General features: G+C 61.8%; 9 protein-coding genes. 5 read left to right on the plus strand and 4 right to left on the minus strand.

Annotated elements, in window-relative coordinates; translation table 11 throughout:
* Nucleotides 1-335, plus strand: a 335-nt coding sequence (locus RTQ46_RS26725) for an IS1595 family transposase (protein WP_312440645.1), incomplete at its 5' end; no start/stop codon positions are given.
* 71 nt (nt 336-406) lie between these two features.
* Here RTQ46_RS26725 and RTQ46_RS26730 read toward each other — a convergent pair.
* From RTQ46_RS26730 to polA, 3 genes are all read right to left on the minus strand, one after another.
* Entirely contained in the window at nt 407-1,165 is a 759-nt protein-coding gene (locus RTQ46_RS26730; RefSeq protein WP_312440653.1) for a ZIP family metal transporter, read from the minus strand.
* Nucleotides 1,166-1,510: 345 nt separating this feature from the next.
* Nucleotides 1,511-2,395 carry a dienelactone hydrolase family protein gene (locus RTQ46_RS26735; protein WP_312440646.1) on the minus strand — a complete coding sequence of 295 codons (885 nt, stop codon included), beginning with the start codon at nt 2,393-2,395 and terminating at the stop codon, nt 1,511-1,513.
* A gap of 91 nt (nt 2,396-2,486) precedes the next feature.
* A complete protein-coding gene (polA, locus tag RTQ46_RS26740) occupies nt 2,487-5,246 on the minus strand; it encodes a DNA polymerase I (protein ID WP_312440647.1) in 2,760 nt (919 codons plus the stop codon).
* A gap of 279 nt (nt 5,247-5,525) precedes the next feature.
* Here polA and RTQ46_RS26745 point away from each other — a divergent pair, with 279 nt between their 5' ends.
* The 3 genes from RTQ46_RS26745 (at nt 5,526) to RTQ46_RS26755 (ending at nt 7,751) form a co-directional block, all read left to right on the plus strand.
* On the plus strand, nt 5,526-5,924 hold the full coding sequence (locus RTQ46_RS26745) for a hypothetical protein (RefSeq protein ID WP_312440648.1): 399 nt from the start codon (nt 5,526-5,528) through the stop codon (nt 5,922-5,924).
* A gap of 80 nt (nt 5,925-6,004) precedes the next feature.
* Nucleotides 6,005-6,961, plus strand: a complete 957-nt coding sequence (locus RTQ46_RS26750) for a homoserine kinase (protein ID WP_312440649.1) — start codon at nt 6,005-6,007, stop codon at nt 6,959-6,961.
* A 4-nt stretch (nt 6,962-6,965) separates the two neighbouring features.
* Nucleotides 6,966-7,751: a BPSS1780 family membrane protein gene (locus RTQ46_RS26755; protein ID WP_312440650.1), complete on the plus strand. Its 786-nt coding sequence runs from the start codon at nt 6,966-6,968 to the stop codon at nt 7,749-7,751.
* Between the two features lie 345 nt (nt 7,752-8,096).
* Here RTQ46_RS26755 and RTQ46_RS26760 read toward each other — a convergent pair whose 3' ends face one another.
* A complete protein-coding gene (locus RTQ46_RS26760) occupies nt 8,097-10,409 on the minus strand; it encodes a UvrD-helicase domain-containing protein (RefSeq protein WP_312440651.1) in 2,313 nt (770 codons plus the stop codon).
* Between the two features lie 124 nt (nt 10,410-10,533).
* Between RTQ46_RS26760 and RTQ46_RS26765 the strand changes: the two genes are divergently transcribed.
* A complete protein-coding gene (locus RTQ46_RS26765; protein ID WP_312440652.1) occupies nt 10,534-10,812 on the plus strand; it encodes a hypothetical protein in 279 nt (92 codons plus the stop codon).
* Nucleotides 10,813-10,871: the final 59 nt, after the last annotated feature.

A 10,871-nucleotide genomic window follows, 5' to 3' on the forward strand; every position in this document is an offset into this window, starting at 1 on the left:
TGCATGCCTGCCTGCCAGCTGTCATCGATCGCGACATTCTGCTGGTCACCGATGGTCATCCGGCCTACCCCGTGTTCGCCCGCGAGTTCGGTATTGCACATGCGGCGGTGAACTTGCGCGCGGGCATCCGCGTGCGTGGCACCGTCCACGTCCAGAACGTGAATGCCTATCACAGCCGCCTGCGCGGATGGCTGAGTGCGTTTCACGGCGTGGCGACCCGCTATTTGCCCAATTACCTGGGATGGCGCTGGATCCTCGACGCCAGGAGAATCATCTCGCCAGAAAGCTTGCTCAAGGCCACCATGGGAAGCTTTCCACACTTGATGGTGACATAGCCATAAAAAATGGCGGATCAATCATTGATCCGCCATTTTCATGTCAGCCGTGCAGAAGCGAAGCGAAAAGATCATCCACCGTGCCGGTGGCGTGTCAGGAACAGCACGATGCACACACCGAGCGCGATCAGCAGCACTTGCGGAATCGTTTCGCGCAGGGTGGAACGGCGCTGCATCTGCGGCATCAGGTCCGACAGCGCAATATAGATGAAGCCGGAAGAAGCGAACACCAGCACGTAGGGAATCAGGTTGCTGGCGCGGTCCAGCGTGAAGTAGCCGAGCAGGCCACCCGCCACCGCCATCAGGCTGCACAGCAGGTTGAAGATGTAGGCGCGCAGGCGCGAAAAACCCGCGTTCAGCAGCACGATGAAGTCGCCGATTTCCTGCGGGATTTCATGCGCGATAATCGCCAGGCCCGTCACCAGCCCCAGCTTCGGGTCGGCCAGGAAGGCGGCGGCGATCAGGATGCCGTCCGTGAAATTGTGCATGCCGTCGCCGACCAGGATCATCCAGCCGGCCTTGCCCGCCTCGTGCTTGTCGTGGCCGTGCGCATGGTGGTGGCCGTCGCCTTCGTGGTGGTGCGAGTGGCGCAGGATGGCAAATTTTTCCAGCATGAAGAACGCCAGCAGGCCGGCCAGCAGGGTGGCAAACAGGCTGCGCGGATCGGCTTGCGACTCGAACGCTTCCGGCAAGGCGTGCAACAGCGAGGTCGACAGCATGATGCCGACCGACAGGCTGACCATGCGCTCGACCACCTTGGACAGGAACGCAAACGAGAAGATCGCCGCCGCAGTAATGCTGAACAGGCCCGCGATGGTGGTCGCGAGCAGAATGGATAGTAGGACGGGATCGATGATTTCTTACCTCAAAATGGGCGCCAGAATACTGGCGTCCGCTGTGCTGGAGCCTGCTCAGTACGGTATTGCTTGTTGATTGTTTTTGCAACCTTGGCGGCGGCGTGGCGCAAATAACGCCTGACAAAACCGTCGCGAGCGGAGGTGAGTTGCGGCCGAGAAGCGCAGCTGTGCATAGGCACAGTAAGCATCGGAGGCCGCAAATCGCGCCGCGCAGCAGGTTTGGTCAGGCGCTTTAAGATGCAATTGTACTGCATTGGCGGCCGGGCCGGGCATTTACGGCCCAGCCAGCCTGGTTGGATCAACGAGGAAAAGTGCCGATCACACCACGCCATTGGCCTTGAACCACGCCAGGCAGCGTGCATAACCGTCCTTGGCATCGGCCGCCACATAGCTGGGGCGGTAGTCGGCATTGAAGGCGTGGCCCGAATCGGGGTAGACGACGAACTCGGATTTGCTGGTCCCCTTGGCCAGCGCCGCCTTCATGGTGGCGATCGACTCCTGGCTGATGCCGGTGTCCTTGGCGCCATACAGCCCCAGTACCGGCGCCTTCAGTGCGGGAGCGATATCGACCGGGTGCTGCGGCGTGAGCGGCGTCGCGTCGCCCACCAGGCGGCCATACCAGGCCACGCCTGCCTTGACGTCCGGATTGTGCGCCGCGTACAGCCAGGTGACGCGGCCGCCCCAGCAAAAACCGGTAATGCCCAGGCGCGAGGTATCGCCGCCATTCTGCTTGGCCCAGGCAACGATGGCGTCCAGGTCGCTCATCACTTGCGCATCCGGCGTCTTGCCGACGATGTTCTTCATCAGTTCCGGAATGCTCGGCGCCTTGGTGGCGTCGCCCTGGCGCACGAACAGGTCGGGCGCCAGCGCCAGGTAACCCTGCTTGGCAAAACGGCGCGCCATGTCGGCGATATGCTCGTGCACGCCAAAGATCTCGGAAATCACCAGGATCACCGGCAGGCCTGTCTTGCCTTCCGGCTGGGCCGCATACACGGGCACATCCTGGCCGTCGATCCTGACCAGCATGGTGCCCGAGACCAGGCCGGTGGCGTCGGTCCTGATCACGTTTTGCGCCACCACCGGCAGCGCGGCGACGGCAAAACCGGTGCCCAGCGCCACCTTCAGGAAACCACGGCGGCCATCGGGGCCGGACAGGCTGCTCTGGCCCAGCAGACTTTCAATATCGGTGATCATGTCTTTCATGTGGTTCTCCTGGTGGGGGTTTATTGTGTAGTGGTTGTCGAATTACGCGCTTGCGCGCTAATCCGACCTACGCTGGCCTGCGGTACTTGTATTAATGGGCTTCGTCCCAGTTCTTGCCGATGCCGACTTCGGCCGTCAGCGGCACTTTCAGTTCGGCCACGCCGGCCATCAGCTCGGGCAGGCGGCGCTTGACCAGTTCCAGCTCGGCGTCCGGCACTTCCAGCACCAGCTCGTCGTGCACCTGCATGATCATCTTCGTTTGCAGCTTGTCCTGCTCCAGCCAGTTCTGCACGGCGATCATGGCCAGCTTGATCAGGTCGGCGGCCGTGCCCTGCATCGGCGCGTTGATCGCGGCCCGTTCGGCGCCCTGGCGGCGCGGGCCGTTCGGCGAATTGATTTCCGGCAGCCACAAGCGGCGGCCAAACACGGTTTCCACATAGCCGCGCGCCTTGGCCTGCTGGCGCGTGTCTTCCATGTATTGTTTCACGCCCGAAAAACGCGCGAAATAGCGGTCGATATAGCTTTGCGCGGCCGTGCGGTCCACGCCCAGGTTACTCGCCAAACCGAACGCGCTCATGCCGTAGATCAGGCCGAAGTTGATCACTTTCGCATAGCGGCGCTGCTCGCTCTGCACTTCTTCCGGCGGCACGCCGAAGATCTCGGCCGCCGTGGCGCGGTGAATGTCGATGCCTTCGGAAAACGCGCGCAGCATGGCCGCGTCGCCCGAGATATGCGCCATGATGCGCAGCTCGATCTGCGAATAGTCGGCCGAGACGATGCTGCTGCCCGGCGGCGCGATAAACGCTTCGCGGATGCGGCGCCCTTCGGCGCTGCGGATCGGGATATTCTGCAGATTCGGATCGTTCGACGCCAGCCGTCCCGTCACCGCCACTGCCTGCGCATAGTTGGTATGCACGCGGCCGGTGGTGACGTTGATCATTTTCGGCAGCTTGTCGGTATAGGTAGACTTGAGCTTGGCCATGCCGCGGTATTCGAGCAGCACTTTGGGCAACGGATAATCCTCGGCCAGCTTTTGCAGCACTTCCTCGTCGGTCGAGGGCGCACCGGTCGGGGTTTTCTTGATGACGGGCAGTTTCAGCTTGTCGAAGAAGATTTCACCGATCTGCTTGGGCGAGCCGAGGTTGAACGGCTGTTCGGCCAGCTCGTACGCCTGCTTTTCCAGCTCGAGGATTTTCACGGCCAGCTCGGCCGACTGCAAATTCAACAGCGCGTCGTCGATCAGCACGCCATTGCGCTCGATCTTCTGCAGCACTTCGGCCGTCGGCAGCTCGATCTTTTCGTAGATATAGGTCAGCTTGTCGTCATTGGCGACATTGCCCCACATGGCGTTATGCAGGCGCAGGGTGATATCGGCATCTTCCGCCGCATAGCGGGCCGCCTGCCCTACTTCCACCTGGTTGAAGGTGATCTGCTTGGCTCCCTTGCCGCACACGTCCTCGAACGGGATGGTGGTGTAGTTCAGGTGGCGCAGCGCCATGCCGTCCATGTCGTGTTTCTTGTGCGATTCGAACACATACGATTCGAGCAGGGTGTCGTGCACGATGCCGCGCAGTGTCACGCCATGGTTGGCAAAGATATGGCTGTCATATTTCAGGTTCTGGCCCAGCTTGGGTTTGCTGGCGTCTTCCAGCCATGGGCGCAGTTTGTCCAGCACATGCTGGCGCGACAATTGATCGGGCGCGCCCGCGTAGTCATGCGCCAGCGGAATATAGCAGGCCGCGTATTCGGCCACCGACAGCGAGATGCCGACCATCTGCGCCGTCATCGGTTCGAGCGAGGTGGTTTCCGTATCGACCGCCGTCAAGGGCGCCGCATCGATCAGCGCGATCCATTTGTCCAACTGCTCGTCGGTCAGCACGGTGTCATACACGGCCTCGGGCGCCGGAGCGGCATCGGCAAACATGTCGCCCGTGGTGTTCGCGGCAGCATTGGCGGCTGGTGGCGCGCCCACCGGCGACATCGGCGGCGGCGCGCCGCCGAGTTCGCGCAGCAGCGCCTTGAAGCCGTAGCGGTTGAAAAACGCCAGCAGTGCCTCGCGGTCTTCGTGTTTCGCCACCAGCGACTCGGCAATCGTGGTCATGTGACCAGATAAATCGCAATCGGTCTTGACGGTGATCAGGGCGCGCGCCTGCGGCAGCCACGGCAATGCCGTGCGCAGGTTCTCGCCGACGGCGCCGCCCACATTGGCCGCGTTTTCCATCACGCCTTCCAGGCTGTCATACAGGGTCAGCCATTTGACGGCCGTTTTCGGTCCGCATTTCGACACGCCCGGCACATTGTCGACCGTATCGCCGATCAGCGACAGGTAATCGATGATGCGGTTCGGCGGCACGCCGAACTTGGCCAGCACGGCCGCTTCGTCGAGCTTTTCGTTGCTCATGGTATTGATCAGGGTCACCTGGCTGTTGACCAGCTGCGCCAGGTCCTTGTCGCCGGTCGACACCACCACGTTCATGCCGGCGCTGGCTGCCTGCACGGCCAGCGTGCCGATCACGTCATCGGCCTCCACGCCGTCGACCATCAGGATCGGCCAGCCCATGGCTTTCACGGCCTCATGGATCGGCTCGATCTGCAGGCGCAGGTCGTCCGGCATGGCGGCGCGCGTGGCCTTGTATTCAGGATACATATCGTCGCGGAAGGTCTTGCCCTTGGCATCGAACACGCAGGCGATATACGCGGCCGGGTAATCGGCGCGCAGACGGCGCAGCATGTTGACCATGCCGTGCATGGCGCCGGTAGGGTAGCCGTCCGGGCTGCGCAGGTCGGGCAGCGCGTGGAAGGCGCGATAAAGGTAACTGGAACCGTCGACTAACAGCAGGGTGTTTTGCATAATGCCAATAAATAAAGGTGAGCCGCACCTGCCAGAGGGAAACATGGGGCGGGCGGTGGAATATCGTTCAATTATCGCAGAGTTTGGGGCCGCGCCGCCTTGCGTGCGCCGTGCTGTTTTTGCCTGCATGGGTAGGCTTGCCAGCGCACCTCACTATTTCTCTGCATTTAAAACAGCTTGCTTGGCAGTTTGTTACAATGCCCCATAGATAACAACGGCTTATTGACAGCCTGTACACTGCAGCGGCTCGCTGCGGTCACACTTGGAAGCGACCCCATCATGATGCCTACCTCCATCCTCCGGAAGCTGCTGGCCCTGCCCTTGCTGGCCGCGTCAGCGATTGCCGGCGCCCAGACGCCACCGAAACCCAGCGATGCGCCGCCGCAGCTGGAACGAATCGAAGAAATGGGCGAAGCGCCCATCACCGTCACGCCAACGGCGCCTGCCCAGCAGATCACGGAAAAGCGCGACAACGGCGTGACGTCGGAAGTGAAGGTCACATCGGGCGGCAGCACCTATTACATGAAGCCGGGTGCCGGCGGCGACCAGGCCCATGGCAGCGCCTTGCGCGGTCCGCAATGGAAAGTCATGGAATTTGACCTGGGCAAGAAAAAACAGAAACAGCGCGATGACGAAGGCACCGACGACGTGCCCGCGCCACCGCCGCCAGCCAAATAAGCCTGCACTCCTCACCGCCCTGCCCCGGATGTCTGCGGGGCAGCCGGCTTTTTTTGACCTTTTTGATCCCCCTCTTTCCCATGGCAGTTTTTACCGCGCTCAACCTGGACGATATCGGCCAGTGGATCACGCAATTTCCCCTTGGCAAACCCCTGGCACTCAAGGGCATCGCCTCCGGCATCGAAAACAGCAATTTTTTCCTGACCACCGAGCGCGGCGAGTATGTGCTGACGATCTTTGAAAACCTGAGCTTCGAGCAATTGCCGTTCTATCTGCAGCTGATGCGCCATCTGGCCGACCGCGGCGTGCTGGTGCCGGCGCCGATCGCCAACGAAAACGGTGAACTGGTATCGAGCCTGCAGGGCAAGCCGGCCGCCATCGTGAGCAAGCTCGACGGCAGTTCGCAAATGAATCCGCAGCCCGTGCATTGCGCGGCCGTCGGCGCCATGCTGGCGAACATGCACCTGGCGGCGCAGGATTTTGCCTTGCAGCAGCCGAATCTGCGCGGCCTGGACTGGTGGAACGCCACCACGCCGCTGGTATTGCCGCACCTCGATGATGCCAAGGCCCATCTGCTGCGCGCGGAAATTCATTTCCAGGATGCCTTTGCCGCCTGCGCCACCTATAAAGCGCTGCCGCGCGGCCCCGTGCATGCCGACCTGTTCCGCAACAACGTGATGTTCGACGGCGAACAGCTGACGGGCTTTTTCGACTTTTATTTTGCCGGCTGCGACACCTGGCTGTTCGACGTGGCTGTCACCGTGAATGACTGGTGCATCGATCTGTCGACCGGCAAGCTCGATGCTGACCGCGTGCGCGCCCTGCTCGACGCCTACCGGGCAGTGCGGCCGTTTACCGCCGAAGAGCACGCGGCATGGCAGCCACTGCTGCGCGCCGCCGCCCTGCGTTTCTGGCTGTCGCGCCTGTATGATTATTACCAGCCGCGCGCAGCCGAAATGCTGACGCCCCATGATCCCGCGCATTTTGAACGCATCTTGCGCGAACGTATCACCACACCTGCACCGGAATTGTTTTAAGAAAATGGAAAAATTACCTGCAAGCACAGGCTGGCACTGGGTGAAACAGGGCTTCGGCCTGTTTCGCAAGCAACCGGGCGGCCTGTCCATGCTGTTTCTCGGCTATATGGTCTGCATGCTGCTGGTCAGCATCGTCCCGCTGCTGGGCCAATTGCTGCCCGTGATCCTGGTGCCGGTCTTTTCGGTGGCCTTTGCACAAGGCTGCCTGAATATCGACCAGGGCAAGCGCGTGCTGCCCAACCTGCTGCTGTCGGGCTTTCGCAAGCCGGCCCTGCCAGTGCTGTTCGGGCTGGGCGTGCTGTACATCATCATGGCCATCGTGGCGATTGGCGCCTCATCGCTGGTCGATGGCGGCACCTTGTGGCAGCTGGTGACGGGCCAGCTCAATCCGCAGACCTCGCCCGACGTGATCCGCGAATCGAATATCGGCGCGGCCATTTTGCTGACCATCGTCCTGTACATTCCGGCCGCGATGGCCTTCTGCTTTGCCGCGCCGCTGATCTACTGGCAGCACATCAGCCTGGGCAAGGCGCTGTTCTTCAGCTTTTTCGCCGTCTGGCGTTCGCTGTCGGCCTTTATCGTGTTTGCCTCGACCTGGTTCGCCATCAGCATCGTCACCAGCCAGCTGCTGTTCATGATCGTTGGCCGCACGCCGATGGCGATTCAGCTGATGATGCCGCTGTCGATGATCCTGACCGTGATCATGCATTGTTCGTTCTATGCGGCGTACCGGCAGATTTTTGGCGTGCCGGCCGATAGCGGCAAGACCGTGTCGCTGGACAAGCTCTGAGCCAACGGTCACGCCGATGGGTGATGGTCTGCAAACGTAGGTCGGATCAGGCCCATCGGGCCGTAATCCGACAACATTGTTGGCTTGGGCCGGTGGTGTTGTCGGATTACGCGCGCAGCGCTAATCCGACCTACGTGACTCCACGAGCACACCGACAAAACCTGTTAAAGCCCCAGTCGCCCGCACAGGCTTCCCGGGCCAAGCGGGCCTGAAAAATGTCGAGGGCAAGGCGCAGCGACGAAGACAGTACGCCAGTACGGCGAGGAGCTGCAACGCCGCCATCGGCATTTTCTCGGGCCCGCGTCTCCGGCCCGCCATTTCTACGCCTTCATTAGTACCCGGCAGTTATCGTCCCAGCTTCTCCAGCTTGGCAATCCCCAGATCAAGCACCTTCATGCCGTGCTGGCCGAAGTTGATCTGCGCACGCGCGTTGCCGCCGCCGCCTTCGATATTGACGATCACGCCCTCGCCGAACTTGGCATGGGCCACCGACTCGCCGATGCGCCAGCCGCCGCCAGGGGATTTCTGCGCGATCTTCTGCGCAATCGCATTATCGGACCCCAGGCTGCCCACCGTACGCGGCGCTTCGTCCCAGGCCGACTTGCGGTTGCCGAACCAGTTGGCCTGCACCTTCGGCGACAGCCATTTCAGCGATTCTTCCGGCAGTTCGTCGAAGAAGCGCGACTTCATGTTGTAGCGGGTCTGGCCGTGCAGCATGCGCGTCTGCGAAAAGCTCATATATAAACGCTTGCGCGCGCGCGTGATGGCCACGTACATCAGGCGCCGCTCTTCTTCCACGCCGTTGTCTTCCTTGGAACTGCTTTCGTGCGGGAACAGGCCTTCTTCCAGGCCGGTAATGAAGACGTTGTCGAATTCCAGGCCCTTGGCCGAGTGCACCGTCATCATCTGCAACGCATCCTGGCCCGCCTGCGCCTGGTTGTCGCCCGCTTCCAGCGAGGCGTGCGACAGGAACGCCGACAGCGGCGACATCACGGCCGGCAATGGCGCGTCGGCGTCGAGGATCTCGATGCCGTCCTGGTTGACGACGGGCGTGCCCGACTGCGCCTGGGCGGTTGGTCCCAGGTGCGCAGGCGCGGCCTGGCCGAAACCTTCTTCGGACACGAACTGGGTGGCGGCGCTGACCATCTGCTCCAGATTCTCGATGCGGTCGGCGCCTTCTTTTTCATTCTGGTAGTGCTGCAGCAAGGTACTCGCTTCGAGCACCACGCGCACCATTTCCGGCAGGGACAGCTGCTGGGTTTCAAAGCGCACGCCTTCGACCAGCTTGACGAAGCCGGCCAGGCTGCTGCCCGCCTTGCCGGCCACATACGGCACCGAGGCGTACAGCGAAATGCCGTACTGCTCGGAGGCGGCCTGCAGCTGCTCGATCGAACGCATGCCGATGCCGCGCGTGGGGAAGTTCACCACGCGCAAAAAGGCCGAATCGTTGTGCGGATTGTCCATCAGCTGCAGGTAGGCGATCGCGTGCTTGACCTCGGCGCGCTGGAAGTAGCGCTGGCCGCCATACACGTGATACGGAATCGCGGCCGAGAACAGCGCATGCTCGATCACGCGCGACTGCGCGTTCGAGCGGTACAGGATCGCAATCTCGCTGCGCGAGGCGCCCTCGGCGATCAGGCTTTTTGCTTCCTCGATGATCCACTGCGCTTCCTGCAGGTCCGAGCTGGCCTCGTACACGCGCACCTGTTCGCCATGGCCCGCGTCCGTACGCAGATTCTTGCCCAGGCGCTTGCTGTTATTGGCGATCAGCACGTTGGCGCTGTCGAGGATATGGCCGTGCGAGCGGTAATTCTGTTCCAGCTTGATCAGGTTTTTTACCTGGAACTCGTGCTCGAACGCGCTCATGTTGCCGACGTTGGCGCCGCGGAACGCGTAGATGCTCTGGTCATCGTCGCCGACGGCAAACAGGGCGCCGCCATCGCGGCTGCCGTGGCCGGCCAGCAATTTCAACCAGTTGTATTGCAGATTATTCGTATCCTGGAACTCGTCGACCAGGATATGGCGGAAACGCGCCTGGTAGTGCTCGCGCAGCGGCTGGTTGCGGCTCAGCAGTTCATAGGTGCGCAGCAGCAGTTCGGCAAAATCGACCACCCCTTCGCGCTGGCACTGGTCGTCGTACAGCTGGTACAGCTCGACCATCTTGCGTTCGTGCGCGTCATACGCTTCCACGTCGGTGGCGCGCAGGCCCTGATCCTTGGCGTTGTTGATGAAATACATTACCGTCTTCGGCGGGAATTTTTCATCGTCGATATTGTTCGCTTTCAGCAAACGCTTGATCACCGACAACTGATCCTGCGAGTCGAGGATCTGGAACGTCTGCGGCAAGGCGGCATCGCGGTAATGCGTGCGCAGCAAGCGGTTGCACAGGCCGTGGAAGGTGCCGATCCACATGCCGCGCGTATTGATCGGCAGCATCGCCGACAGCCGCGTCAGCATTTCCTTGGCGGCCTTGTTGGTAAACGTGACGGCCAGGATGCCCGGTGGCGACACCTGCTGGGTCTGGATCAGCCAGGCGATGCGCGTGGTCAGCACGCGGGTCTTGCCCGAGCCGGCGCCCGCCAGGATCAGGGCATGCTGGGCTGGCAGGGTGACGGCGGCCAGTTGTTCGGGATTGAGGTTGTGAAGAAGATTTTGCATCCCATGATTATACCGACCTTGCGCCGCCAGGCGCTGCAGCACTGTGCATTTATCCAGCAGTACACCGGTTTCAGTGCCTGCGCGCTACAATCGGCGCGCAGGCATCACTGACGAGATCGCTCCCATGACACCACCAACCCATATCGATGGCGCCCGCGTACTGGCCTGGGCCTGGTCCGATGTGCCATTTGGCCACGTTGCCGCTGACACTGGCGAGGCGGCCATCGCCATCCACGGCCTGGCACTGTGCCGCTATGCCGGCGAGTCACGCGTGTACCGGTTCAGCTGCGATGCACACTGGACCTGCCAGCAGGATGCCATCCATGACAGCTTGCTGGAAGCCAGGAAACAATTGCCGGGCCAGTACCGGGCGGTACCGGCCAGCTGGCACACCGTCGCATAATATTTGGCTATGTCACTGTCATGTGTGGAAAAAAACCGAGAGTGGCTTTGAGCAAGCTC

The organism is Janthinobacterium sp., assembly GCF_031995485.1.
Lineage (GTDB): Bacteria > Pseudomonadota > Gammaproteobacteria > Burkholderiales > Burkholderiaceae_D > Janthinobacterium.